27 protein-coding genes and 1 riboswitch are annotated in these 26,898 nt (G+C 40.6%); of the genes, 7 read left to right on the plus strand and 20 right to left on the minus strand.

Translation table 11 applies throughout. From position 1 onward, the window contains the following. The first annotated feature begins 428 nt into the window (after positions 1–428). Positions 429–884: an RNA-binding protein gene (locus BCU68_RS04210; protein ID WP_102563556.1), complete on the plus strand. Its 456-nt coding sequence runs from the start codon at positions 429–431 to the stop codon at positions 882–884. On the opposite strand, the gene murI is transcribed toward BCU68_RS04210, so the two are convergent. The 3 genes from murI to BCU68_RS04225 are packed head-to-tail and all read right to left on the minus strand — an operon-like array spanning position 847 to position 4,270. Further along, entirely contained in the window at positions 847–1,653 is an 807-nt protein-coding gene (murI, locus tag BCU68_RS04215; RefSeq protein ID WP_102563557.1) for a glutamate racemase, read from the minus strand. The two genes, BCU68_RS04210 and murI, sit on opposite strands and share 38 nt — an antisense overlap. A 60-nt stretch (positions 1,654–1,713) precedes the next feature. Beyond that, entirely contained in the window at positions 1,714–2,385 is a 672-nt protein-coding gene (locus BCU68_RS04220; protein WP_102563558.1) for an ATPase, read from the minus strand. Between the two features lie 49 nt (positions 2,386–2,434). Continuing rightward, on the minus strand, positions 2,435–4,270 hold the full coding sequence (locus BCU68_RS04225) for a TonB-dependent receptor (protein WP_102563559.1): 1,836 nt from the start codon (positions 4,268–4,270) through the stop codon (positions 2,435–2,437). Between the two features lie 37 nt (positions 4,271–4,307). Further along, positions 4,308–4,521, minus strand: a riboswitch (cobalamin riboswitch). 147 nt (positions 4,522–4,668) lie between these two features. On the opposite strand from BCU68_RS04225, the gene trmA reads away from it, so the two are divergent. After that, positions 4,669–5,781, plus strand: coding sequence for a tRNA (uridine(54)-C5)-methyltransferase TrmA (gene trmA, locus BCU68_RS04230; RefSeq protein WP_102563560.1), 1,113 nt, complete (start codon positions 4,669–4,671; stop codon positions 5,779–5,781). A gap of 190 nt (positions 5,782–5,971) precedes the next feature. Here the strand turns inward: trmA and BCU68_RS04235 are convergent, their stop codons facing one another. From BCU68_RS04235 to fabR, 3 genes are all read right to left on the minus strand, one after another. Continuing rightward, on the minus strand, positions 5,972–6,868 hold the full coding sequence (locus BCU68_RS04235) for a hypothetical protein (RefSeq protein ID WP_102563561.1): 897 nt from the start codon (positions 6,866–6,868) through the stop codon (positions 5,972–5,974). Between the two features lie 147 nt (positions 6,869–7,015). Continuing rightward, the gene (locus BCU68_RS04240; protein WP_102563562.1) at positions 7,016–7,393 is read right to left on the minus strand and encodes a YijD family membrane protein; all 378 of its coding nucleotides are present in this window, start codon (positions 7,391–7,393) and stop codon (positions 7,016–7,018) included. Then, positions 7,393–8,037 carry an HTH-type transcriptional repressor FabR gene (gene fabR / locus BCU68_RS04245; RefSeq protein WP_102563563.1) on the minus strand — a complete coding sequence of 215 codons (645 nt, stop codon included), beginning with the start codon at positions 8,035–8,037 and terminating at the stop codon, positions 7,393–7,395. Before fabR ends, BCU68_RS04240 begins: the two co-directional genes overlap by 1 nt. A gap of 300 nt (positions 8,038–8,337) precedes the next feature. Here fabR and sthA point away from each other — a divergent pair, with 300 nt between their 5' ends. Next, complete coding sequence (gene sthA, locus BCU68_RS04250) at positions 8,338–9,738, plus strand: Si-specific NAD(P)(+) transhydrogenase (RefSeq protein ID WP_102563564.1); 1,401 nt, start codon at positions 8,338–8,340, stop codon at positions 9,736–9,738. Positions 9,739–9,815: 77 nt separating this feature from the next. On the opposite strand, the gene dinF is transcribed toward sthA, so the two are convergent. Beyond that, positions 9,816–11,120, minus strand: coding sequence for an MATE family efflux transporter DinF (gene dinF, locus BCU68_RS04255; RefSeq protein WP_102563615.1), 1,305 nt, complete (start codon positions 11,118–11,120; stop codon positions 9,816–9,818). A gap of 206 nt (positions 11,121–11,326) precedes the next feature. Next, complete coding sequence (lexA, locus tag BCU68_RS04260) at positions 11,327–11,938, minus strand: transcriptional repressor LexA (protein WP_102563565.1); 612 nt, start codon at positions 11,936–11,938, stop codon at positions 11,327–11,329. A 332-nt stretch (positions 11,939–12,270) separates the two neighbouring features. Between lexA and plsB the strand changes: the two genes are divergently transcribed. After that, positions 12,271–14,718, plus strand: coding sequence for a glycerol-3-phosphate 1-O-acyltransferase PlsB (plsB, locus tag BCU68_RS04265; protein ID WP_102563566.1), 2,448 nt, complete (start codon positions 12,271–12,273; stop codon positions 14,716–14,718). A gap of 82 nt (positions 14,719–14,800) precedes the next feature. Here the strand turns inward: plsB and ubiA are convergent, their stop codons facing one another. Beyond that, on the minus strand, positions 14,801–15,655 hold the full coding sequence (ubiA, locus tag BCU68_RS04270) for a 4-hydroxybenzoate octaprenyltransferase (RefSeq protein ID WP_102563567.1): 855 nt from the start codon (positions 15,653–15,655) through the stop codon (positions 14,801–14,803). Beyond that, positions 15,656–16,195: a chorismate lyase gene (locus BCU68_RS04275; protein WP_102563568.1), complete on the minus strand. Its 540-nt coding sequence runs from the start codon at positions 16,193–16,195 to the stop codon at positions 15,656–15,658. Between the two features lie 158 nt (positions 16,196–16,353). On the opposite strand from BCU68_RS04275, the gene BCU68_RS04280 reads away from it, so the two are divergent. Then, the gene (locus tag BCU68_RS04280; protein WP_102563569.1) at positions 16,354–16,755 is read left to right on the plus strand and encodes a flagellar basal body-associated protein FliL; all 402 of its coding nucleotides are present in this window, start codon (positions 16,354–16,356) and stop codon (positions 16,753–16,755) included. A gap of 133 nt (positions 16,756–16,888) precedes the next feature. On the opposite strand, the gene glpG is transcribed toward BCU68_RS04280, so the two are convergent. From glpG to ftsY, 6 genes are all read right to left on the minus strand, one after another. Further along, positions 16,889–17,737, minus strand: a complete 849-nt coding sequence (gene glpG, locus BCU68_RS04285) for a rhomboid family intramembrane serine protease GlpG (RefSeq protein ID WP_102563570.1) — start codon at positions 17,735–17,737, stop codon at positions 16,889–16,891. Between the two features lie 42 nt (positions 17,738–17,779). Beyond that, entirely contained in the window at positions 17,780–18,103 is a 324-nt protein-coding gene (gene glpE, locus BCU68_RS04290; RefSeq protein ID WP_102563571.1) for a thiosulfate sulfurtransferase GlpE, read from the minus strand. Positions 18,104–18,521: 418 nt separating this feature from the next. Next, positions 18,522–19,379 (minus strand): RNA polymerase sigma factor RpoH, encoded by an 858-nt coding sequence (gene rpoH / locus BCU68_RS04295; protein WP_102563572.1) that lies wholly within the window; start codon positions 19,377–19,379, stop codon positions 18,522–18,524. A 176-nt stretch (positions 19,380–19,555) separates the two neighbouring features. Then, the gene (gene ftsX, locus BCU68_RS04300; RefSeq protein WP_102563573.1) at positions 19,556–20,515 is read right to left on the minus strand and encodes a permease-like cell division protein FtsX; all 960 of its coding nucleotides are present in this window, start codon (positions 20,513–20,515) and stop codon (positions 19,556–19,558) included. After that, a complete protein-coding gene (gene ftsE, locus BCU68_RS04305) occupies positions 20,505–21,179 on the minus strand; it encodes a cell division ATP-binding protein FtsE (protein WP_102563616.1) in 675 nt (224 codons plus the stop codon). Before ftsE ends, ftsX begins: the two co-directional genes overlap by 11 nt. Before the next feature lie 107 nt (positions 21,180–21,286). Next, entirely contained in the window at positions 21,287–22,546 is a 1,260-nt protein-coding gene (ftsY, locus tag BCU68_RS04310) for a signal recognition particle-docking protein FtsY (protein WP_102563574.1), read from the minus strand. A 194-nt stretch (positions 22,547–22,740) separates the two neighbouring features. Here ftsY and rsmD point away from each other — a divergent pair, with 194 nt between their 5' ends. Continuing rightward, positions 22,741–23,361, plus strand: coding sequence for a 16S rRNA (guanine(966)-N(2))-methyltransferase RsmD (gene rsmD, locus BCU68_RS04315; RefSeq protein ID WP_102563617.1), 621 nt, complete (start codon positions 22,741–22,743; stop codon positions 23,359–23,361). Further along, on the plus strand, positions 23,336–23,602 hold the full coding sequence (locus BCU68_RS04320) for a DUF1145 domain-containing protein (protein WP_102563575.1): 267 nt from the start codon (positions 23,336–23,338) through the stop codon (positions 23,600–23,602). The genes rsmD and BCU68_RS04320 overlap by 26 nt, the downstream gene beginning before the upstream one ends. A 150-nt stretch (positions 23,603–23,752) precedes the next feature. Here the strand turns inward: BCU68_RS04320 and BCU68_RS04325 are convergent, their stop codons facing one another. From BCU68_RS04325 to BCU68_RS04345, 4 genes are all read right to left on the minus strand, one after another. After that, positions 23,753–24,337, minus strand: coding sequence for a YhgN family NAAT transporter (locus BCU68_RS04325; RefSeq protein WP_102563576.1), 585 nt, complete (start codon positions 24,335–24,337; stop codon positions 23,753–23,755). A gap of 153 nt (positions 24,338–24,490) precedes the next feature. Continuing rightward, positions 24,491–24,727: a YecH family metal-binding protein gene (locus tag BCU68_RS04330; protein WP_102563577.1), complete on the minus strand. Its 237-nt coding sequence runs from the start codon at positions 24,725–24,727 to the stop codon at positions 24,491–24,493. 122 nt (positions 24,728–24,849) lie between these two features. Next, the gene (locus BCU68_RS04335; RefSeq protein ID WP_102563578.1) at positions 24,850–25,479 is read right to left on the minus strand and encodes a lysoplasmalogenase family protein; all 630 of its coding nucleotides are present in this window, start codon (positions 25,477–25,479) and stop codon (positions 24,850–24,852) included. Between the two features lie 943 nt (positions 25,480–26,422). Further along, positions 26,423–26,812 (minus strand): DUF4145 domain-containing protein, encoded by a 390-nt coding sequence (locus tag BCU68_RS04345; protein WP_102563580.1) that lies wholly within the window; start codon positions 26,810–26,812, stop codon positions 26,423–26,425. Positions 26,813–26,898 lie beyond the last annotated feature (86 nt).

Here is a 26,898-nt window from a genome sequence, read left to right on the forward strand (position 1 = left end):
TAATCTTTTGATTATCATCAACGAGTGCCCACACAGATTGATAGGTTTAAATTGTTAAAGAGCTTTTCGCAACACAAATAAGTCATTGCGTTGGGGTGCGGATAATACGCTTCCCAATGAGATAGTCAAGTGTTTTATTTAAACTTCTTATTTATCTCAACCTGAACATAAAATGTGACTTGCGCCTCATTCCGTGTCAGTGAGGCGGCATTATAGAGAGGTTTGCTTACATGACAAGTACTTTCTTCAATTAATATTTCGTTCGCTCAAAAAGCGACCTTTGCGGTCTTTTTTCGAATAAAATATCAACATTTGAGCCGTATCACAGCAATAGATTGGAAAAACCATTCAGTTATACGTAAGATTCATGTATCTATTTTGTTAAAGATAGATGAGACTTTCCCATTACTTAAAATGTAGTATTTCATATGAACTCAAATAAATGTATTTCGTTATTAGCTGCCACAGCGATTGTTGGTGGTTTACTTTCTTGGTTATTACCTATTCCTGCTGCTGTTGCCTTTATTCTTGGTGTATTGGCTTCTGCTTTCATCATCCAAAAATTTTCAAACACCCCATCTACTGCTGAAACAGAACTAGCTCCTTCAACCAAAACTCTTTATGTAGGTAACTTACCTTATAAAGCTAATGAATCTCACGTGCGTGAACTGTTCTCAGAATACGGTGAAGTATTTGCTGTACGCTTAATGAAAGATAAACGCACAGGTAAAAGACGTGGATTTGGATTTGTTGTCGTTGCAAGTAGCGATGTAGACGATGTGATCTCAGCTCTGAACGACAAAGATTACATGCAGCGCACTTTAAAGGTTCGTGTTGCTAACGACCCTAAGCACCCTGAAGTGGATGAAGCTGAACTAAACTAAAGCCTAATTCCTTTAGCGTCGCATTTAGTGCACTTTCTTTTTTAGGAGGTGCACTACAAAAAACCTCTCGCTTACCCACTCTTCTATTCCTTCCCTCTACTTCCAAGTTAAGTAAACCCTGCACTCTCTTTGCAATTGCTCTACCTGAATCAACCAACTCGACATGGCTGCCTAGTACATGCTGTATCTCTGGTTTAATTAATGGGAAGTGCGTACAACCTAAAACAGCAACATCGATAGTATTAATCAAAGGTTTGAGAATTTGGTTAAGCAACCCTAAATCGATAACTTCACCTCTTAACTTATCTTCAGCCATATCCACCAGCTGAGTCGAACCAAGAAGCTCCACTTTCTTATCACTCGAAAAGGTATTAATTAATTCATGAGTATATTCTCGAGTAATCGTTGCTGGCGTCGCGATAAGACCAACTGCTTTATTGGATAAAAGAGAAGCCGGCTTAATCGCAGGGACAACACCAACAATCGGAATAGTATGTAATGAACGCAACCTTGGTAATACGACGGTACTTGCTGTGTTGCAGGCGATAACCACAAGATCAATCGTATGACTTGCGATAAAACTCGCGGTGATCACATCAACTCGATTAATCAGAACGTGTTTATCCAGCTCTCCATAAGGGTAAGCTTCGTTATCAAAGACATAAATATAGTTATGATTTGGCAGTAATTGGCTTATTTCTTTATAAACAGATAAACCTCCGACACCAGAATCAAAGATCAGTATGTTTTTTTGTTGATTAGCAGACACGAGAACGACCTATGATAAAATACCGAGCAATAATACCCCTTCTATTATTATTCGCCAACGCTAGCCCATTTTTATCTTAGCTTGGTAACGTTGCGAGATAAAACGCTCTTCACTATCTATATGTGTTAACTCAAGTTCTAACTCACCATCGAAACAGGGTGCTTTTGTCACTAATGTATGAAACTCACCATTCTCTCCACATGGATCAACATTAATAGGCAAGCTACGAATTAAAGCGCTATCGTATTTTTTCCCACAGTAGCTTGAGTTAAGCGCATCGGTATCCACTGTCACTAAAAATGTTTCAATCCCTCTATCTATTATCTCTTGGGCAAGATCGTGACTGCTTTCTCCCATCAATGGAAACAGACACTCCCATCCTGCTGGTTCAATGTAGCTTTGGCGATACTCAGCAATACCATTACAATGCATATCACCAAAGGCAATGGCATCAATCACCAGTCCAGTACTCTTTAGTGCTGAAGTAATGGTTTCTTTATAGATATGATTAGGTGGGAAGGTTTCTGGTAGTTCAATAGTGATCAGTGGTAAGCCAATAAGCCCAGCTTGCATCGCGACGACATTCAGTGGTGTCGCTTGAAATGGCACTTCACTACCTACATAAGTGGTATAAAGCGCTATCACTTCATAGTCATGACTTTCTCTTAAACGCTCTAGGGCTAAAGTTGAATCTTTGCCTGATGACCAACTTATGATGACGTTCTTTTTCATTATTGCTCCCTATAAAAAAAGCCGCCCAATTAGGCGGCTTAATACAAGATTAAAATTGGTAATCTAAGCTAACATAGAAAGAGCGTTCAGCTGGTTCATAACCACCAGCGGTTTGGTACTCTTCATCGAGTAAGTTCTCAACTCGTCCACGAACAGCTAATTCAGATGTAAACCAATAAGCACCTGATAAACTCCATAATGAGTATGGGTCTAAGTATGCAGTAGTCTCACCTGGTGCCGATGGTAAATCAGAACGCTTGCCAGTGTAGATATAAGAAAGATTCAAATCGAAATCGCCATGGCTGATATACCCTGTCCATTTATAATTTTCCTTTGCTCGACGGGCAAGTTGCTGACCTTTCGTATCCTTATGATCTTTAAACTCAGCAATAAGAGAGTGTGAGATAATACCAGTATCAAAGAGTAGCTCTATTTCAGCCCCTTTAATTTCGGCATCGACATTCGCACTGTAGCCAGCCCAATTAGGTGCATCATAATAAATGATTAAGTTATCAACGCTATTTTTATACAAAGATAAGTTCGCGGTGAATCGATCGTATTCCGCGGCAAAGCCTAAATCAAAATTATCGGATGTCTCTGGCTCTAGATCAGGTGCTGTTGATAAATCATAAAACGATGGCGCTTTAAAAGCGGTATTATAGCCACCATTAACTCGGTAGTGATGGTTGATCTGGTAACTTGCCCCCACTCCCCAAGTAAAGTACTCATCGTATTTATCATGTTTATCAAAACGACCATTAGCTTCAAGTAACAGCTGCTGTAATTGATGCTTAGTTCCTAGATACACGCCAGTTGATGAGCGACTTTCACCTTCTTCGATGATTACATCACCAAGCCAATCGGTTATATCGGCCTTCACTTTTTCTTCTTTCCAGTCAACACCTGCACTAAGTAACCAAGAATCGACAACCTGATATTGGTTTGCCCATTGAACATTTAACTGATCAATGTGCTGTTCTGAATCCATGCTACCATTTTCAAGGTATTCGATATTCTGATCATCTTGAAAGCTGGCACTAATGCTTGAATCAAGCTTATCCCCTAAATATGATAATTTAGCCGAATAAGTAAGTGACTCAGAATCTGAGTGCGACTTGGTATTAGTGTAATGATTATATTCTGCTGTACTGTTATGCCACCTAACCCCAGTGAAAAGGTTTAAACTTGGCATAAATTGATGTTGGTAATTAAGCATCAGTTGATTATTTTCAAAACCATGCTCATCCCCATCGTTAAACCCTGGCTGTGGATAGACATTATACCCGTCTGTTTGCACAAACCCTGCCGATACTTTTAAGTGACCGTTATCCCCAACGACTGTATTGGCTGAAAAGTTACCTTCTTTATATTGATCACTACCCGCACCAACCGTTATCGACTTAGAAGTATTATCAAAAGAAGTGCGTGTGATGATATTAATCACGCCACCTACAGCATCAGACCCGTACATTACGGCACCAGATCCTCTGATGATTTCAATTCGTTCAATTTGGCTAACAGGAATTTGGTTAATATTGACTGCGCTCTTTATCGAACTGTTCATTCGAAAGCCATCAATCAACACCAACACATGATCAGAATTGGTACCACGCATAAAAATAGAAGCATTTTGCCCAAGACCACCATTACTCGCCACCTCAATGCCTGGCTGCAAGCGAAGAATATCCGTCATGTTTTTAGCTTGAATCTGAATGATTTCTTCTTTGGTTACAACTGTCATTGGGGCAATCACATCTTTCACCGATTGCTCAAATCGACTTGCCGTAACAACCATGATCTCTTCTTGAGTATTTTCTTGTGCAGCTAAATAAAAGGTAGGGCAAAGCAGTGAGGCAGTAATGCTCACTAAAAGGGGGTTATTCATATTTCATCCTAAATCGCGAAAATCCACCTAAGCTGACCGATTCAACTCAGGTGCTGGCAGGTATTCGGACTTAAGAGCACAATCTTGCGATTACCTAACATTTGACTTCCCACACGCATCCAATATTGTGCAGTGTCTAATAAATGCTTCGTTCTCTTATACCGCTGCGCGTCAGTTCTGGATTCACACCAGATTCCCTTTTAAATTGTTAATATATATAGATAACAACCACCAGCAAGGCGATCATATTCACCTCAGCCCAACTTGTCTACTAATTGTTTTAATAAGCTATAATTTACCCTAGCGAGGGAACGTCTTAAGAAATCGACTGGACAAAGGCTTAGGATTGAATAAAATCTGCGCTCTGCATTTGAATCTACCCAATAAAAGGCATGTAAATGGCAACTTTAGACGTAAATCCACAACGCTACCAAGAACAACTGGCAGAGAAGACTGAACGTCTGACTGATATGTTTGCTAAATACAACGTGCCAGAATTGGAAGTGTATGAATCTCCACAGCAGCATTATCGTATGCGCGCTGAGTTTCGTGTATGGCACGAAGGTGACGACATGTATTACGTCATGTTTAACCAAGAAACCAAAGAAAAATACCGCGTTGACCAATTTCCTGCCGCAAGTCGTTTAATTAATGACTTAATGCCGCTATTAGTTGAAGCGATGAAAGACAACATGGCGTTGCGTCATAAATTATTCCAAGTAGATTTTCTTTCGACATTAAGTGGCGAGATCTTAGTATCACTGCTTTACCACCGCCAACTTGATGAAGCTTGGATCGAAAATGCCAAAGCACTGAAACAACGCTTAAACGATGAAGGCTTCAATCTTAACCTTATCGGTCGAGCTCGTAAGATGAAAATCGTATTAGATCGTGATTATGTGATTGAGAAGCTAGATGTGAACGGTAAGCCTTACATCTACCAGCAAGTTGAAAACAGCTTCACTCAACCAAATGGCGTAGTAGCAACTAAAATGCTGGAGTGGGCGGTTGATTGCACTCAAGATAGCCAAGGTGATTTATTAGAGCTGTACTGTGGTAATGGTAACTTCTCATTAGCGCTTGCACAAAACTTTGATCGTGTACTAGCAACAGAATTAGCGAAGCCATCGGTTGAGTCAGCACAATACAATATCGCAGCGAATGATATTGATAATGTACAAATCATCCGTATGTCTGCTGAAGACTTTACTGATGCAATGGAAGGGAAGCGTGAGTTCCGCCGTCTAAAGCAGCAAAATGTGGACTTGAAGAGCTACAACTGCAACACCATTTTTGTTGATCCACCGCGCTCAGGTATGGATATCGACACATGTAAAATGGTTCAAGGCTATGAGCGTATTATGTATATCTCATGTAACCCTGAAACGCTGCAAGATAACTTAGATATTTTATCGCAGACACACAATATCACTCGCTTTGCTTTATTTGATCAGTTCCCATACACGCATCACATGGAAGCAGGTGTATTTTTAGAGATTAAAAACAAGTAGTTACATAAAGCTACCACCCTGAAAATAAAACATGGGTACGGCTTGGGGTACGGGGAGTAGAATAGTTATCTATTGATAGAAAGCTGACAAGCACCCAACTCCCACCAGCCCAGCAACAGCGTCATTTCAATAGGTTATCACCTTTTGGGATGACGCTGCTTTGGTATGAGCACCACACCTCATCATGACCTTAATCAATGGATTTTACCCACACCTTTACTAAATTAACCAACTCTAGTAGGTACTGCATCAGCCAATCAATGCTCGAAAAGTGAGTCGTCCTTACAAGCCCTGACTGAAATAACGCCGTAATGACAAGTATCACCGTAAGTCTTCTCATCCAGATAGCATTACTTTCTGCTCTATCTTGTCTAGCCTTTTCTTCTTTTAAATGCTCTAAGGTAACAAGCAACTTACCTTTAGCTAAAAACGTAAAGCTATCTTTGGCACTCAACTCTCCTGATTCCACTAGTGATTCAAGAATTCTTTTCACTCTATTCTTTCTTACTGCTCTTTTACTATTCAAGGTAGACCACATACCATACAACTCATCGCTGACAGAACTGGACGTTAGCTCTTTTAGTGGGGAGTTCTCTGTCATCTTGTCTATAGTTTCAAGAATTTTAATCCTATCTGGTTTCTTAAGAGGCTTATTACTGTCAATGAATTTTGGTATTGCCTCTTTCGACAATACGTAAAGCGATACAACCTTATAGAGCCTAGTTACTTCGCTCCGTAAGAACTTACTCTTTGAATTGTATGTATGCGTAACCAGACCGTGGTGGTGGTAAATAACAAAAGACAGCTTCTTTAATTGATTTAAATCTAACTCTCGCTCTATATCATGTGTTCTTTCTTGTTCGTTCCATTGGTTCGCAATTAATCTACTCCCATCAACACGCTCTGCCAGATAAGTGCCAGCCTCATCCGAGACATAAACCGAGAAATAATCAACAGACTTCCCGTCTTCACTAGTTCTAGAAATTGGGTTCATTTTAGGTGCTTCTAAGGCATTCTTGAGCGTTTTAATAAATAACCTATCTAACCAGCCTAGCTCCATCTCACCTAACCCTTCTTTTTTTATCAAACTCTGCTATTCCTAGCTCCTTTCTATGCTCTAAACCTAAATATCTAGCGCTTATGACTCTTGTAAGGACAAGAAAATCTTTTCAAACTCCACACGCATAAAAAAACGAGCCGATGAAGGCTCGTTTTTTTGAATACTGTAAATCGATTATGCCGATGCAGGTTTACCTAAGAAACCTAGCTTATTACCGACCCATCCTAATAATAGCATTCCGACAATAATCGCAAAGAAATTCGAACCGGCTTCAGGGTACTGCGCTTTTACAAAGGCCGAGTGACCAAAAGCTCCAACGAAAAAGCACGCTAAGCCAACCAATGGAATATCCTCTGCCACTGGGCTACGTAAATACTCTTGATATAAGGCTTGTACAGCTAACACTAATGCAATAATTGGGAAAATAGAGAACGTTACTTCGTCCATCGTCATCCAAGATAAGAAAGCATCACCACACACACCAGCAACTACAGCCAAAAGAAGCGTTTTTCTTCCTGAGCCACTATTTAAATTGTTGTTCTCATTTGACATTATTCAATCCTGCCTTTTAATCGGTTACGTTCTCGTTCTTTGCGATACCAATAAGCCCCTTTGGCTACCATTCGCAACTGCATGATCAAACGCTCTGCGAGTTCATCTCGTTCACGTCGATCGACTAAATCTAAAACTTCAGCGCCAGAGTTGAAAACAAGAATAACGGAAGCAACCGCTTGAGTTTGTGCTTCATCACGACTCATCCCGGTACTAATCAAAAATTCTGTTAACTCTGCTGAAAAGTGCTGAATTTCACGGGCGACAGCGGTTCGAAACTCAAAAGAAGTGCCAGAGCGTTCACGTAATAGCAGACGAAATACGTTTGGATTACTTTCAACAAACTCCATAAAGGTTTCTACAGAGGTTCTGATCACACTGCCTTCTTTGGCGATTCTTTGTCGCGCTTGACGCATTAGTTGACGTAGTAATAAACCACCCTCATCAACCAGAGTCAAACCGAGTTCATCCATGTCTTTAAAATGACGATAAAAAGACGTTGGAGCTATCCCCGCCTCTCTTGCCACTTCTCGTAAACTTAAATTAGAAAAACTACGATCAGCACTGAGTTGACTAAATGCTGCATCAATCAATGAACGACGTGTTTTTTCTTTTTGTTGTGCGCGGATACCCATGGATTTCATATTTAATTCTATTCTTTTTTGAACAACTCTTCACTGAGCCATACTAATCCCTCTAATATAGCGCGATTAGTAATGGGATATAAGATAGAAGATCACTCTTTAGTTGTCTTTTAAAGTTAATACCTACCAAGGTAAGATTGCAATCCTAGAAAGTAAAAATAGCGACATCAACTGGCGAAAAAATTGTACACTGGTATTTATGCGTAATCCTCACCACTCTCTAGTGTCGTGAGGGTACGCAGTCTCAACAAGTCCAATACATTGACACCCATGTTAATTAAACACAACAAGGATAGAAATATGACGCATTCCAACCACTTTGACGCCATCGTAATTGGCAGCGGCCCAGGAGGCGAAGGGGCTGCCATGGGGCTTACCAAAGCGGGATTAAACGTTGCTATTATAGAAAGAGAAAGTAGCGTTGGTGGTGGGTGTACTCACTGGGGAACCATTCCATCAAAAGCACTGCGTCATGCGGTAAGTCGAATTATAGAGTTTAATACTAACCCTCTTTTTTGCCAAAACAATACCAGCATTCATGCGACGTTTTCATCGATTCTTGATCACGCTAAGTCTGTGATCGATAAACAAACTCGATTACGACAAGGTTTTTACGATCGCAACCAATGTACGCTTGTTTTTGGTACGGCTCAATTTATTGATGCTCACACCGTTTCGGTCACTAGAGCCGACGGAACGTTAGAGCAATACAGTGCTGATCGCTTTATTATTGCTACGGGTTCTCGCCCTTATCAGCCTGATAATATTGATTTTACCCATGACCGCGTTTACGACAGTGACACTATTTTATCTCTTAAGCACGATCCTCAGCACATCATCATTTACGGTGCTGGCGTTATCGGTTGTGAGTATGCGTCAATCTTTAGAGGTTTAGATGTTAAAACTGACTTAATCAATACTCGTGACAGACTGCTTTCCTTCCTAGATAACGAAACATCTGATGCACTGTCTTATCACTTCTGGAACAGTGGCGCGATTATTCGTAATGGCGAGACATTTGAGAAAGTAGAAGCAACCGATGATGGCGTCATTGTTCACCTTGCTTCTGGCAAAAAGATGAAAGCTGACTGCTTACTGTATGCTAATGGTCGAACCGGTAACACTGATAAGCTTAACTTAGAAGCGACTGGTCTTAGCGCAGACTCTCGTGGTCAAATTGCTATTAATAGTAACTACCAAACAAGTGTTGAGCATATCTATGCCGTTGGTGATGTTATCGGTTACCCAAGCTTAGCAAGTGCAGCCTACGATCAAGGTCGTTTTGTTGCTCAAGCCATTGCCGATGGTGAAGCGAGTCGCCAACTGATTGATGATATTCCTACTGGTATTTATACCATCCCAGAGATCAGTTCAGTGGGTAAAACCGAGCAAGAACTGACAGCGGCAAAAGTACCTTACGAAGTGGGACGTTCTTCTTTCAAACACTTAGCTCGTGCACAAATTGCTGGCAAGGATATCGGTAGCTTAAAGATTCTTTTCCATCGTGATACCAAAGAGATTTTAGGTATCCACTGTTTTGGTGAGCGTGCTGCTGAAATCATTCACATCGGTCAAGCTATCATGGAACAAAAAGGGGAAGCGAATACTATCGAGTATTTCGTTAATACCACCTTTAACTACCCAACCATGGCAGAAGCTTACCGTGTTGCTGCTTTGAATGGATTGAACCGCCTGTTTTAATTAAAAATAAGCGTCAATTCGATTTGTTATGACAACCAAGCTATGTTGATACCATACCAACATAGCTTGGCATAACATTAAACGAGAAACTCACCCTTGCGCCATTGATGTATAAAGATAACCCCTAGCCCAATCCCACGCATAAGCATAAAGCTCAGCATTGCCAACCATAATGCGTGATTGCCTAATGCAGAGAATAGATAAAAAAGCACAAAGAAACTGCACGTTGCGACAAACATACTATTGCGCATCTCTTTACCTTTCGTTGCACCAACAAAGATCCCGTCCAATAAAAAGCACCACATAGAAGCCAAAGGCATTGCCATTAACCAGGGTAAATACTTCTCTGCTTGCAGTTGAACCGCATCAATAGAGGTGATCATCGCGATCAAAGACGATCCAAAAAGAATAAAACTCGCCGTCAACACTAAGCAAGTCACGAGGCTCCAGAAGAAGGTTCCCACTAACGATTGCACCAGTTGATCACGGCTCTTCGCGCCAATGGCTTTACCAACCATCGCCTCCATCGCATAAGCAAAACCATCCATACCGTAAGAAATCATCATCAAGAAACTCATCAATACTGCATTTGCCGCGACAACACTGTCACCAAGACTGGCACCTTGAAAAGTCATAAAGCTAAATGTGGCTTGCAAGCATAATGAACGTAGGAAAATATCACGGTTTAATTTAACAAAGCGTCCAAGTCCTTGTTGAGTTTGCTGTAAAAGAGCGAATGGTGATGGAAGGCGTTTTGCAATCCAAAAACGTGAAACGCACAATAATCCAAAGGCTAGTCCACAATAATCAGCAATCACGGATGCTAAAGCCGCCCCTTCCACTTTCCATTCAAAACCTAATACAAACACCAAATCTAAAATAATATTCATCACATTCGTAATGATCACCATCCACATCGGTGCTTTGGCGTTTTGCGTCCCGAGTAACCAACCAAGAATGACATAATTCATTAGTGCCGCTGGTGCACTCCATGCTCGAATCGAAAAGTATTGCTGCCCATAGTGTTTAACTTGCTCGCTGGCATCACTAAAAGAAAAAATAGCGTCTGCTGCCATGCCATGAAAAAGCAAAAAGATCATGGCAAACCCTAAGGCCATCACCGTCCCTTGCACAAACACTAAACCCAGCTGGGCATTCTCTTTGGCACCATAAGATTGCGCCGTTAACCCAGTGGTCGACATGCGTAAAAAACCTAATAACCAAAAGGTTACGCTGATCATCGTACTACCTAAAGCAACACCACCTAAATACCATGCTTGATCTAAGTGCCCGATAACGGCAGCATCAACCAAACCCAACAATGGTACGGTAATATTGGATAACACCATCGGGATAGCAAGAATAAGCACTGATTTATGCATTGCTCGATTTGATAAGATTTTGAATAACTGATTAATCACACACACCTCCAAGTAGAGTAATGAGTGTAACTTAGTGCGCAGGGGCAAGAAATAAATAGAGGGAAATTAAAGAGAAAGAAGAAAGAAGAAAGAAGATTATGACCACCCACCAATCACAGTAAAAGATGGTCATTAGATTAAAGCCGACAACGACTCACAAAATGCGCTTACATCCAGTCAGTATTACGAATAATACCAACAGCAAGCCCTTCAATTGTCAGTTGCTGAGATGTCAGGTCGACCTTAATAGGCGCGAACTCTTCATTTTCAGCATGCAATAAAACTTCAGCGCCATTACGCTCTAATCGTTTTACTGTCACATCATCATCAACTCGCGCAACGACAACTTGTCCATCGCGAACATCTTGTGTTTTATGTACAGCTAATAAGTCGCCATCCATAATACCGATGTTTTTCATGCTCTCACCATTAACGCGCAATAAGAAATCCGCATTAGGTTTAAACATACCTGGGTCGACTTCATAGTGAGTCTCAACATGCTCTTGAGCTAAAATTGGCTCTCCAGCAGCGACTTGACCGATAAGCGGTAAGCCTTTTTCTTCTTCAGCAAGCAAGATACGAATACCACGAGAAGCTCCCGGGATAATTTCAATCACTTGTTTACGTGCTAATGCTTTTAAATGCTCTTCAGCAGCATTTGCCGAACGGAAGCCAAGTTCTCGGGCAATTTCAGCTCGAGTTGGTGGCATACCTGAATCTTCAATATGATTTTTTATAAGGTCAAAAACTTGTTGTTGTCTTGGCGTTAACGGCTTCATCGGTTCACCTGTCTTTTTATACAGTTGACTGTGAGTATATCCAGTAAGGGAAGAAATAGAAAGGCAATTGGTTATTTTTTAATTAATTACTACTCTCAGAGGAAGGATTAAATATCGGTATCTGCCTATATTTATCATCATCAACTCGCATTTTCTTGATAAGGTGAACCAAGGCAGTAATTCCATTAAAAGGTTTGACCAGTTTCTGGTATTCTTGCCATCGTTTAAATTTTAACGCGCTTGCATAAGATGATAATGGCTATGAGCTTTGACCATAAGCCACGTCACTTTATTTGAGCAATACTAGCTAACTTTAGAGGCGATGACCCTTTATGTCTTCTGGACAATCTTTTTCACGTTCATTACTAAAACTGCCTATGTCAGTGCTAGTAAAAGGAACAGCAATTCCTTCAAACCCCATTGAAGACCACAATATTGATACGAATAAGCCAGTGGTGTACGCCCTGCCATTTCGCTCTAATGTGGACTTGCTAGCCTTACAAAAACAAGCTGTGAAACTAGGCCTGCCAGATCCTTTAGCGCCTCTTGAAATTAATGGCCAACAGTTGCAGCGTTATGTTTTCATCGCCGCTCGTCCAACATTAATGCAAAGTGATCAATCGGTTCCTACTGATTCTATCGCTTTATTTTCTGAATTCCTGGCTGAACATAATTTAGATTCTGAACTTGATATTCAAATGGTCCCAATAACGGTTTTATGGGGACGTAAGCCAGGTAAAGAAGAAAAAGCAACGCCACACCTACAAGCGATGAATGGCTTACAAAAAGCACAAACGGTTATTATGTCTGGTCGTGACTGCTTAGTGCGCTTTAGCCCTGTTGTTTCACTGCGTCACATGGCCGATAACCACGGTACCGATGAAGCGATTGCACATAAGCTTGCTCGCGTGGCTCGAATTCACTTTTCTCGCCAAAAACTCGCCGCTTCAGGTCCAAATCTACCTCAGCGCCAAGCGTTATTTAATCGTCTATTGAAATCAGAAATAATCAAACAAGCTATCGAAGCGGAAGCGAAAGAGAAAAACATATCGATAGAGAAAGCCAATAAAGAAGCAAAAGCAATTATGGATGAGATTGCTGCTGACTTTTCTTACTCGCTTATTAAGCATGGTAAAAAAGTACTTGGCTGGCTTTGGAATAAACTATATCAAGGTATCAATGTGAGCAACGCGGCGACTGTGCGTCGCTTAGCGCAAGAAGGTCATGAAATCGTTTATGTTCCTTGCCACCGTAGCCACATGGATTACTTATTACTTTCTTATGTCCTTTATCATGAAGGCATGGTTCCACCGCATATTGCTGCAGGGGTGAACCTTAACTTTTTCCCTGCAGGACCTATCTTCCGTCACGGCGGTGCTTTCTTTATTCGTCGTAGCTTTAAAGGCAATAAACTGTACTCCACGATTTTCCGTGAATATTTAGCAGAGCTATTTGCGAAAGGCTACTCGGTTGAATACTTTAGTGAAGGTGGTCGCTCTCGTACTGGTCGCTTATTACAAGCGAAAACAGGTATGTTGGCGATGACAGTTCAAGCAATGTTACGTGGCTTAAATCGTCCCGTCACATTAGTACCGGTTTACATTGGCTATGAGCATGTAATGGAAGTAAGTACTTACGCTAAAGAACTACGCGGCAAGAATAAAGAGAAAGAAAATGCAGGCTTAATCTTACGTACTATTCGCAAGCTACGTAACTTTGGTCAAGGCCATGTTAACTTTGGTGAGCCAATCCCGCTAAATCATTACCTTAATGAAAACGCACCGGGTTGGACAAAAGATATCGATCCTATGGGTACGACGAAACCACAATGGATGAACCCTGTCGTCAATCAACTTGCTAATAAGATGATGACGCATATTAATGATGCGGCTGCAACGAACGCTCTTACTTTGTGTGCGACGGCTTTACTTGCCTCTCGCCAACGTGCGCTATCTCGTGATTCACTCATTGCTCAAATCAATTGCTACTTATCGCTACTAAAAAATGTACCTTACTCAACCACCAGCACCGTTCCAAATGGCACTGCTGAAGAGTTGGTTAAGCATGCTGAGTCTCTCGATAAGTTTGTCATTGAGTCAGATAAAATGGGTGACATTATTTCGCTTGATCGCAATCAATCGATCTTAATGACCTATTACCGTAACAACATCATTCACCTGTTTGCTTTGCCTTCATTGATTGCTCAAATGCTGATCCGTAATCGCAGCATGACGATTGAAGAAATCCAAACCAATATTGCGCTTATCTACCCATTCTTAAAAGCTGAACTATTTTTAAGCTATGAAGAAGATCAGCTTAACGGTGTCGTTGAAAAGATTTTAGCCGAGTTAGCTCAACAAAATATTCTTACGATAGACGGTAATAATATTGAAACCAATCAATCAAATAGCCAACCACTGATGCTATTAGGTCGTACGATTTCAGAAACACTGCAACGTTATGCGATCGCATTAAATTTATTGGTCGTAAACCCAGAGTTAGGTAAGTCGGACTTAGAGAAAAAGAGTCAAGATATTGCTCAACGTTTAGGTCAACTGCATGGCATCAATGCCCCAGAGTTCTTTGATAAAGGCGTATTCTCTGCCATGTTTAGCACACTGAAACAGCAGGCTTATTTAGATGTCGATGGCAACTGTCATACTGAAAGTACCCAGCGACTGGCTAAATTGCTCTTTTCAATCCTGCATCCTGAAGTTCGTTTAACGATTCAAGAAAGCATCCACCAAGTGCAAATGCCTGAAGTGGAAGAAAACGCTTAACCGTTCAGTAAACAAGAACAACAAAAAAAGGCACCTTCGCGGTGCCTTTTTATTATCTTATTCAGCCATGGTGTTAATGTCGCTACCAAAAAGCAATCAACAGCCCAACCGTAATCGTCATACCCACATAGTTATTATTTAAAAAAGCCTCAAAACAAAGCTCTCTTTCGCGGTGTCGCATTAATCTCTGCTGATAGACAAACAGCGCACCAACTATCAATAAACACCAATAAAAACTGGCGCCTAATTGATACAAACTACCTAACCCCATCAACATGCTCAAAGTCATAAACTGCAATAAGCCAACAATAAGCTTATCCGCACGACCAAATAAAATGGCGGTCGATTTTATACCAATTTTTAAATCATCATCCCGATCCACCATGGCATATTGAGTGTCATAGGCTATGGTCCATAAAGCATTAATAGCAAAAACAAACCAAACCATTGGTGGCAGTGCATTAGATTCCGCTGCCCATGCCATTGGGATTGCCCAACTAAATGCTAAGGCTAAGAAAAGTTGTGGTAGATGGGTGTAGCGCTTCATAAATGGATAGATAAACGCGAGAACAATGCCGCCAAACGAGAGTTGAATCGTTAGAGGGTTCATGGTGAGCACTAATAAAAAAGAGAGCACGGCTAAAACAATAAATAATACGATGGCTTCTTTTGCCGTCACAAGCCCAGAAGGTAGCGGCCTAAGTTTGGTGCGCTTTACATGCCCATCCACTTTACGATCAGCAAAATCATTAATCACACAACCCGCTGAGCGCATCAAAAAGACACCAAGGATAAAAACAGCCAAAACTTTAAGGTCAGGAATACCTTGCGCGGAGATAATTAAAGCCCATAACGTTGGCCACAATAGTAGCAACGTGCCAATTGGTCTATCCATGCGCATCAGTCGCCAATAAGCTTGCGCCTTTACTGCCGTCATTTAATTCTTCTCCATTGAATAAATAGGGGCATGAGGTAAAAATAATTCAGCCACCAGCATAGGTTTATTATTCATCCATAACCTTGAGCGGCGAGCAAGTAGTACGCCATGATTTGTCTTTATGCTACCGACCTGTAATTGATCTCGTTCAACATTATCTGCCCGAAAGACGGTAAGACCTAGTGGGACCTCTCCCTGCTGAGACAAATCATATTGACCATCATTTAATGTCTCACTTGGGATCAATGTTCGAGCAACCACCCAATGTTGCTCATCGCCTTGTAAAACAACTTCGCGCAGTAAGCAGACCTGATCTGGAAATAATTCACACTCATCAGCACGTAGCATTTTTTTCTCAACAATTTGATTATATTGTAGTTTAACTGAAAGGTTTCTGCAGTGCTTTGCTAAGCGCAGAGAAAGTGAACTGGGTTCAATTAGCCACTGTTTTGCTAACTCACTAGGAAAATAAAAATGTTCAGGACTTTCCCACTCGATATTCATCAAGGAAGACAGATAAAACTCTATTGGTTGATTCATACTTGTATTCAATTGATAACATTCTATCGTACAATAAGACGGCTATTTAACTCGGCATTAACCATTCGTAATGTAATATTTTCATTACATGTTATGGCTATTGTAACAAGACAAATGCATTTCGAATATCGCCATCCAACTAAAGAAAAGTTATTTATATGTACAAACGTTATATCGCACCAATAATTTTAATATTAAGCATGATGTTTGCAGCACTTTCTAGCGCTCAAGCTCAATCAACACTGAACTATTTCACCTTAGAACCAGACATTACAACCAATTTTACTACCATAGGTAAAAAGCTCGGTTACATTCAAGTTCGCATCGATATTATGGTGAATGATTCTGAAAATCTTGCATTGGTTGAGCATCACCAGCCACTCATTCGTAATGCTATTATTGAGCTGCTTGGGACACAATCTGAGGCAAGTATTAAATCTTTAGCGGGACGAGAAGATATTCGCAATACTTTGGTTGAGCAATTAAATGAAGCGCTACTTCCCGAAACAGGCAAAATGATCATTACTGATTTACTGTTTACTAAGTATTTATATCAATAACCGACTTCTCTAGCAGCAACATGACACTCTTTAGTTGAACGAAAAAAAGCGACGTTAACGTCGCTTTTTTTATAGCTATAAATAGGCTAGCTATGTGGATAATACCCATCATAGTAAGGGACGGGTCATGCCATTAATAAGTCGAATGCCTATTTGATGAAGATCGATGTGCATCAAAAAGCCCCAGACCGCCACCAGCTAATAAGCCAACCAAGTGCGCTGTATTGGCAATCGCCATAAAGGGCTGAACAAATCCAAGCACAAGCCAAGCAAGCATAAAACCAACAATAGGTCGGGGAACTGAAACCCCTTTTTGTGGTGCCCGTTCACCCAGTATCCAGCCGTAACCCATCAAAGCGTAAACGACACCGGATAAGCCACCAAAGTTAGCGCCTTCAATCCAATACTGACCTGCGCCAGAAAGTGCTGCTGACACTAAAAATAGCTGAATTAATTTCTTCGAACCGAGCTTCTGCTCAATATCACCACCAAACTGCCACCACCACAAAACATTAAATGCAATGTGCATCAATGAAAAGTGCAATACGGCATGGCTAATCCAACGCCAAACTTGCCACTGCTGCCCATCCATTGCGGGAAAGTGCAAAGACATAAAGATCGCGCGATTAAAACCAAGTTGTTGCAAGGCAAAGATAACGACACAAGCCACCATAATGATCAAAGTAAATGGTCCAGCCTTCGCTTTGATCATTGTTAACATACTCGGCATATCATAATGAAACTGGCTTTTTCGTGTTTCTGCCACATCCCATGATGCAGCTTGATAGCGTCCGTCCTGTGGATTAGTTAAAAATCGCTGCAATTCCGCTTCAGCTTCCACTTGATGCTCAGCATTAACCAGCCACAATGCAAATTGTCCCTCGCCTTCTGGCATCATCTTTACTTCTATTTTTCTTGATGCTAAATAATCAATAAACGCCTGCGCCATACGAGGATTATTTAAGGCTATCAATCTAATCATTTTTGAACCTCTTAAAAAAACGACTGCCACCAGTTCACATCACTAGCAGCTCTGCTCTACGGGCAGTTGAGCTCGGTGCCAAGCTTCAAATCCACCATCAACACTATACACTTGCTCAAAACCTTGATTCATCAAGTATTGCGCCGCACCTTGGCTGCTAATTCCGTGGTAACACATCACGAGAATAGGCTGATCAAACTCAATATCATCCATAAACTGAGTCATGGTATCGTTGGTTAAATGAAAGGCAGAAGTAGCTCGTGCTAAAGCAAAGGATTGAGGATCGCGAATATCAACTAAACGAGTCCCTTCCTGGTCAAGTAAAGCGTATGCACTATGTACATCAATATGTTGAAACTGGTCCATGACGACTCTCTCATTTAATTTATAAGTAATTCATAGTGTAACCTATCCCAAGTAAAACATTTACCTCTACTCAGTAGGGTTAATAGAATATGCTCAATAAACCACCATTTGTGGATAAGTCTGTGGATTGCGTTGATAAAGTGGTTTGAACAAAATAGATCCACAACATATAGTGATGATCCTTATTTAATTGTGTGTAATGTGAAAATTATCCCCACCAGTAAACCCCCTCTCTCCCCTTGCTATACCCTGCTTTACCCCTGCACCCGTGAAAATACTACACAGAGTTATTCACAGGGAGGCGCTTAATATGCGATCAAATCCCAACTTACTTTCGATCAGGCATAAAAAAACCGAGATCAAGTGATCTCGGTTTTTTAAAATTTACGTCTCTGCTATCAAGCTTTATCGCTGGGGATTAAAACTCACCCACCGCTTGTTTCAGTTTTTTCATCGCGTTCTTTTCAAGCTGACGAATGCGCTCAGCCGATACGCCATAAGTTTCTGCCAACTCTTGTAGCGTCGATTTTTGATCATCTAACCAACGTGAGCGAACAATATCTTGGCTACGCTCATCTAAACTTGCCAATGCTAAGCCTAAACGGTTATTAGTGTGAGACTCCCAGTTATCAGCCTCAATGGTCTCTGCAACATCTGAAGCTTTATCTTCAAGGTAAAGCACAGGAGCAGTATAAGCTGAGCTAGAGTCATCATCATCAGAAGGCAGCTCAAAAGTCGAGTCCTGGGCCGCTAAACGAGACTCCATTTCACGAACTTCGGAAGGAGAAACACCCAACTCACGAGCGACAGTCTCAACTTCACTACTATTAAACCAACCTAAGCGTTTTTTAGACTTACGTAGGTTGAAAAAGAGTTTGCGTTGAGCTTTAGTCGTTGCAACTTTAACAATGCGCCAGTTACGTAATACATACTCATGAATTTCCGCTTTGATCCAGTGAACAGCAAAAGAGACCAAACGTACACCCACTTCAGGGTTAAAGCGTTTTACCGCCTTCATTAGACCAATGTTACCTTCCTGCACTAAGTCAGCCATCGGTAGACCATAGCCAGAGTAACCACGAGCAACATGAACAACAAATCGAAGATGTGAAAGTATTAGACCTTTCGCAGCCTCTATTTCACCTTTGTAATGTAATCGCTCCGCTAGATCGCGCTCTTCATCGGCACTAAGCATTGGATAACCATGTGCAGAGCGGATATAACTATCTAGACTATCTTGAGTAACTAGAGCCATTGGATACGTTGGGTTTGCCATTCAATTCCTCATCAATCGCTGATCTGGAGTAAGTGTATTTCATTCTACCTTGATATACTGAACCTAAAATGAACAGTTTTCAAGCAGGGTAAATAATTATGCATAAACAGAGTGCCTATACAAGCGAAAACCCTATTTGAAAACATATTCGTGACACAAGTATGACAATTTATACTTTAAACTGGCTCTATTTCTTTTAAATGACGCTGAGCTGATAAACGAGCAGCCAACGATCCAAGTAAAGTGCCAAGCATTAATAGCAGTAAAGATTCATCCCATGCCAAACCAATAAGGCGGAAGTGGCTATCATAAAGGCGCGCTAAATTATCAACACCAGCATTTAAGATCAAAGTGATCACCATGGTTAATAACCAAGCCATCGCTGAACCTAAAAAGCCGAACCACATGCCAGAGAACAAGTAAGGACGCAGAATATAACTATCCGTTGCCCCTATTAACTTCATGGTTTGAATTTCATGCTTATTCGCTAATACATTAAATCGCAGTGTATTACCGACAATAAGAAAAACAGCACCAAGCATCAGAGTACTTAAAGTGATCACTGTCCAAGTGGCCAATGTTTTAATCGCATCTAAACGCGTTAGCCAATCTTCATCAAGACGAACATCCGTCACATTGCTCTGCTCACGTAACTGTTGTGCCAATTGCTTGATTTGCGCATCGGTTTCCACATTAGGATCAATAACAAGCACACCAGGCAGAACATCATTATCAAGTAGGCTAATCGCTTCATCAAAGCCAGAGTAGCTACTTAACTCTTCAAGCCCCTGCTGAGGTGATATGTATTCCACCTGCGCGACCAAATCCCACCCTTCGAGGTTGTCTTTTAGGATAATAGCTCGAGCATCTGGTGTTCCTTCTTGTAAGTAAGCACTCACTTGAGCTGGGCTTGTTACTTCTTGCGATGCTTCTGCGATATTTTTACCTAATAAATACAAGCAAGCTGGCATTGCTAAAGCCATTGAGATAACCGCTAACGTTAATAGGTTTCCGACAGGACGCTGCCAAAACTCCGCCAATGAACGCTTCGCTTGTTTGATATTGAGATGTAAGAAGCTCTCGGTTGTCGGTTGACTGACTTGATTACCCTGCTTTCTACGTGGATTAGCGGCCATAATCTTCTACCTCGCTCAAAAAGCCTTGGTTTAGTTCCAAATGGCGATACTGAGGGCGGCTTTTCATCAGTCCTACATCGTGGGTCGCTAAAATAATCGTCACACCCGCACGGTTAAACTCTTCCAGTAAAGCGAGCACTCGAGTTGATAACTCAGGATCTAAGTTACCCGTTGGTTCATCGGCCAATAAAACCGTTGGTCGATTCACCACAGCACGAGCAATACCAACACGCTGCTGTTCACCACCAGACAATTGACTCGGTAAGCAACGAGCCTTATCTAATAGCCCTGTTTTATCTAGCGCGGCATTCACTCGGTTTTTAATGTCATTCTCAGCGATCGATTCGATTCGCATAGGCAGCGCAACATTATCAAAAACACTGCGGTCCATTAATAAGCGATGATCTTGGAAAACAATGCCGATATTACGACGTAAAAAGGGGATCTCTTTAGCAGGTAAGCGAGTAATATCATGATCGTTAAAACTGATACGACCATCGGTTGGTCTTTCAATCGCACAGATTAATTTTAGCAAGGTACTTTTACCAGCACCTGAATGCCCTCCTAAAAAAGCCATTTCGCCTCTTCGAAGGTGAAAATCAACTTTTTGTAAGGCTTGTCGCCCTCCGCGATAAGCTTTACTCACCTGTTGAAATTTAATCACGAGCTTTACCCCTTCCCTAATTGAATAGAGTGCCACATCTATGGCACTCCTTACTTCGCGTTATGCCGAGTACATTTTCTCTGAGTGATTAATGCATCAAGCTGGTGTTACTCTTCGCGACTAAATAAAGCTTCGATAAAATCATGCGCTTCAAATGGACGCAAATCATCAATGCCTTCACCAACACCAATAAAGCGAATTGGAATTTGGAACTGATCGGCAATTGAGAAGATAACCCCACCTTTTGCCGTGCCATCAAGCTTAGTTAAGGTAATACCCGTCACTGGTGCAACATCACTAAACAGTTTTGCTTGGCTAATCGCATTTTGTCCGGTACCCGCATCCAACGTCAGCATAATTTCATGTGGTGCTGAGTCATCAATTTTTTTCATCACGCGAACGATTTTGCGTAACTCTTCCATTAAGTTACTTTTATTTTGCAAACGACCAGCAGTATCAGCAATCACGACATCAACGCCACGAGCTTTAGCCGCTTCAATGGCATCGTAAATTACTGACGCACTATCAGCGCCGGTATGTTGAGCAATAACGGGAACATCATTACGATCGCCCCATACTTGCAGTTGCTCAACCGCAGCAGCACGGAAAGTATCACCTGCCGCCAAAATAACTTTCTTACCTTGGCTTTGGAATTGTTTCGCTAACTTACCAATAGTAGTCGTTTTTCCGACACCATTCACACCAACCATTAAAATAACATACGGTGTTTTGGTTGTGTCAATTTCAAGAGGTTGCTCAACTTGGTTTAAAATCTCAGCCATCTCTTCTTTTAATAGTCCGTATAGCGCTTCGCCATCCTTCATATCTTGACGAGAGGCTTTTTCCGTTAAGTTTTCGATAATTTTAACGGTCGTGTTCATACCAACATCGGCAATCAACAACTGCTCTTCTAACTCTTCGAAAAGATCGTCATCAATTTTCTTACCTTTGAACAAACCAAAAAAGCCAGCACCAATATTTGCTTTCGTACGACTTAAACTGCGCTTTAGGCGGGCAAAGAAACTTTCGGTTGGTTTTTCTTGCTCTTGAATTCGCTCAACCTCGACAGGCTCAGCTTTCTCTACAGGTTCAACGTCCTCTACAGGTTCATCGGCAACCACGTCTTCTGATAATGAACTATCATTAGTTGGTAAGCCTTCACTTACTTCAGAGATCGATTCCGCTTGTTCAACTGACAACACATCAGTAGCGTCATCAACATCATTAATCGCTTGAGGTTGGGTGTCTTGGTTTAACTCTGTCGCTTGTTGGTTATCTTCTTGAGTTTCAACTGAAGGTGTATTGCCCTTTTCTTCATCGCCAAAACCAAGCCAAGATAATAATCCGCGTTTTTTCTTTTCCGTCATCTGAGGGATTTCCTAGATCTAGTAAAATAATTACCACTCTTTCCTTGAGCATAACGCCAAAAGAAAGAAAAATAACAAAGCAGTGAACACTTTTCGTTTAGCTTGCTACACTTTGTCATCACAAATTTGTCTAATGCTCACTCATCGTGTATGAGACTGGGTATAGTATCACTTTATTAGCGGTCAAAAAATCTATGGTAAGACGTCGCCAGCAAAACTCATCACAAAAAAAGCCTTCTGTTGGGGCTATTCGTATTATTAGTGGCTTATGGGGAGGCCGTCGGTTGCCTGTTCATGACACTGAAGGACTAAGGCCAACGACGGATCGTGTAAAAGAAACACTTTTCAACTGGTTAGCTTTTGATATTGCGCACTCTAAATGTTTGGATGTCTTTTCAGGCTCCGGTGGTTTAGGGTTCGAAGCCGCTTCTCGACAAGCGGCTGAAGTTACCTTACTTGAAATGGATAAAACAGCCTTTAAGCAACTGCAAGATAATGCGATCGAGCTTAAAGCAACCAATATGAATATCGTGCATACTGATGCACTTGCCTATCTGCGCAAGCCTGGTACTCCTTATGATTTGGTTTTTCTCGATCCACCCTTTCATAAAGGCCTTCTTGCTCAAGCGGTCGCTTTACTAGAAGAAAATGGCTGGTTAGCAGATAACGCGATTATCTATATTGAAACCGAAAAAGAGTTAGCGCTTGAAGGCATTCCAAGTAACTGGCATGTGCACCGTGAGAAAAAAACCGGTCAAGTTCGCTACCGACTATTTGAAAGGAGTGTTAATGAAGTACCTACTGATATTAGCTAAGGCTGCTATCGCTTTTGTCTGGTTTGTTTTGTTGGTTAATATTGTCCACCCATTCCCAGGTAATGCCGCGATTGCTCTTTATATTATGACCGCATTCTTATTCATGATGCATGGATTACAGATGCTGATTTTTTTAGGTGCTTTTGGTGATAAATTGACACTAAATCGCTGGGAAAAGTGGTCTATTTTGATTTTTGGCATCTTCTCTCTGCTCGATATTCGTCGTAAGCATATGATGTAAGCCTTACTTAATCGCTTAAAAAATAAAAGCGCACTTCTCAAACAAAGAGAAGTGCGCTTTTTATTTCAACTCATGAAACCATCTATACATATGATATTTAACTAAAAATATCACTAATCGACATTAAAATACATAATTAGCGAGTACCCACTAACCCATATAGCTTTTGACACCATCGAGTAGCATTTGGGTGGCAATCATTATCAATAACAAGCCCATCAATCGCTCAATCGCTTTCAAGCCTTTTTCACCTAAAATTCGATTGAAGAAGTTATAGAACATTAAAATAAAGAAAGTGGCTCCCCAAGCGATTAAGACAGCAATCGTCCAATCTAATAAACGGTCAGGCTCTCGATTTGACAATAATAACAAGGAAGCAATAACTGAAGGTCCAGCGATCATCGGGATCGCTATTGGCACAATAAATGGCTCTTCACCAGCGGCTAAACCAGTAATGCTTCCTGCTTGTGGGAAAATTAGCTTTATCGCTATGATAAATAAAATAATACCACCTGAAATACTGAGTGTTTCAGGTTGAATATGTAAGAAGGATAAAATGCTTTCACCTGCGAACAAGAACAGCATTAAGATCAATAGGGCAAAAAAGAGTTCACGTATCAACACCATTCGGCGTCGTTTAGGGTCAAGGTGCTTAAGAATCGACAGGACGATAGGTAAGTTGCCAAGTGGATCCATGATTAAAAAAAGCATGGTCGCGGCGGATAAAATTTCCATCATTATGTTCCACAAACAAGAAAGGGCACAATATATACTTAAAACACCAAGATGCACGTGCTTCTTAGTGAATTAAACTATTCATGCCCTTATTCTAGTCGCTGAAAGATAGCTATGCAGATTTATCCGTCTTACAGAGTAGTTATCGATGATTTAGTGGTTGCACACGCGAGATGTGTTCACGGTCAGTTTTTCATTTTCAATCACAACTTTCTGTCTTGCTAATAAAAACTCTAGCAAATCATCTAAAGCCAATCCTTGCTGTTTACACGTACAGAAACGCGCTTCTGAACCATATTCAGAAGCGATAGTTGCTGCTAACTCACTATGAGACATCGGTGTCTCAACCAGTAAATTAAGGAGGTTATGAGCGTGGATATCTTGTGCCATGATAATGTTCCTGCGTTTTATCGATAAAAATAGAGGGAGTAGAATAAAGACTTTTCACTCGCTTGTATTGAGTAATCTCATACGCTCTTCCCCATCTACTCGCTATTCTTATCACTTTTATTTTATAAAACAGAGGCTACCAATAAAGCTTGGGATGCAAAAAAACTGCCTTGGATAATATAAAAAGGGTGCTTAATTGGTCGGCGATAGTTATGAATTGCACCGGTGATCACCGAGATGATCAGTAGCAAACAACCTAATATGCCCAGTGCATGCAAGAATGTTGGCATATTTAACCACAATCGAGTAGCTGACCAGCTAAGTTGAGTCAGCATCATTCCCATAATAAAAGAGGGGAAAAACAACCGCTCTAACTGAGGCAATAACAATAAAAAAACCATGACAGCTGCAGCAAATAATAGCGCTGGAATCCACCAAGCCACGATACCAATGGGAAGTTGCATCCAGAAGGCTTTGCTATAACAGATCTGGGCGAGTAAAGACCCTATAAAATATCCATACCAATACTTTTTCAGTGCCATTTTTTTTAACATGTGTGAACTTGTCGAAAAAAATAATGCGACCATCACCCAGTAATGAGTCAATTCTCGCTCACCGTGATAAGTAATAATTATCCACAATAATAAAAATAAGGTGAGAAATGCAAACAGTGCTCCACGCTTCGGTTTATTTTCATTGGCCGCTGTAATGGAGACAAAACTCGATAAACCCACTGCTAACCAGCTCCACATAGACTAACCTCGAAAAATAATACTGCCAGTTAGTCTAATCTTGTCAGCTTTTATGTAAAGCAACTAGTTATGAAATGTCGATCTAGCTTACGGATAGAAAGGATGCCAAGTATAAGAAATACATATACTTTCACTCATAAGATTAAAGTGAGCTGGCTTGGCATTTGGCTGTCACATCTCCCCCTACCTAATATAAACATCCTCTAATTTAATCATATAAAACATAAATCCAGAAGATACACACTTAAAAAGACACACAAAAACCAACAATAACATAAACTTAAAACAAAAAACCTCATAAATGACAGTTATATAGATAAAATAATCCTATGATATAAAAGATGACTTTATCTTTGGTAATTAAGTGATTTTTATATCCTCGTTATTACCGTCACTCATTTACAAGCCAAAATAATAAAAAATAACCGCACTAATGGCACTCAGAATCAATTAAGTTAAAAAACATCAAACTTATGCAATTTTACCTATTAAAACACAAGTGCAACAAAAATAAACACAAACAAAAACAGAAACATAAATACAGATAAGAAGAATAAAACATCAATACGAACACTTATAAACCAAACGTAAAAAGCACCTTTAACTCGTCATTAGAGCAAAAATATCAGCAACAAAACTACAATTTTAATAGACCTTAAGCTAAAAACTTGATCAAACCACTAAAATGGTGCTATTATTTTAATTATAGAGAACATCCACCAAATATAGGAGCAGTGTTATGTTATCTTCTTCACAAAAGCAAGGTCTTATCATGATTGCAGTTGTTGCAGGGTTAATGACACTGCCGATCATGTACTAATGAGTACTAAAATCAGATAGATAAAAAAAAGGGACGCTGATTGCGTCCCTTTTTTTTATCTGTTTTTTTAATTAAGCGACTTAAAGAATATCAAAGCCGACTAAGTACGCTGCTAATACCGTACTATTTAAATTTAGAACTTATCATGCCCCAAACATCCCAATACTCATCTAAATGTATGTAATGAAACCCCATTGCTGCCAATGTAAATAACATCATTAATAAAATAGCAATTCGCCAAATAAACTGAGAGCTTCTTGGTGTTAATGCCGTTTCACACAAATCACAAGTCGCTAAAAAATCACGGCGATTCTCTAATTTATAGCCATCTTCATGCAGCAATTTATTTCTTACTGTAGCAATAAAGCGCAACTTACCCACGACATCGTGAGGCAATCTTCCCTCACAACTCGTGATCAATTGATGTAAGCCTTTTCCTTCTGCATGATATTGGTTTTTAAGCAGCGCCTCTAACCTACGTGTTCGAGTCACAACTTTATCAATATCGGACATATCTAATCTCCCTTAGCCTATGAAATGAGTATGTACCTTTTATCGCTATTCTACAAACAGATTTAGGCGTGGTTTGACTCTCTATA

Origin of the sequence: Vibrio sp. 10N.286.49.B3 (assembly GCF_002873395.1) — a bacterium.
In the GTDB taxonomy this organism is placed as follows: domain Bacteria; phylum Pseudomonadota; class Gammaproteobacteria; order Enterobacterales; family Vibrionaceae; genus Vibrio.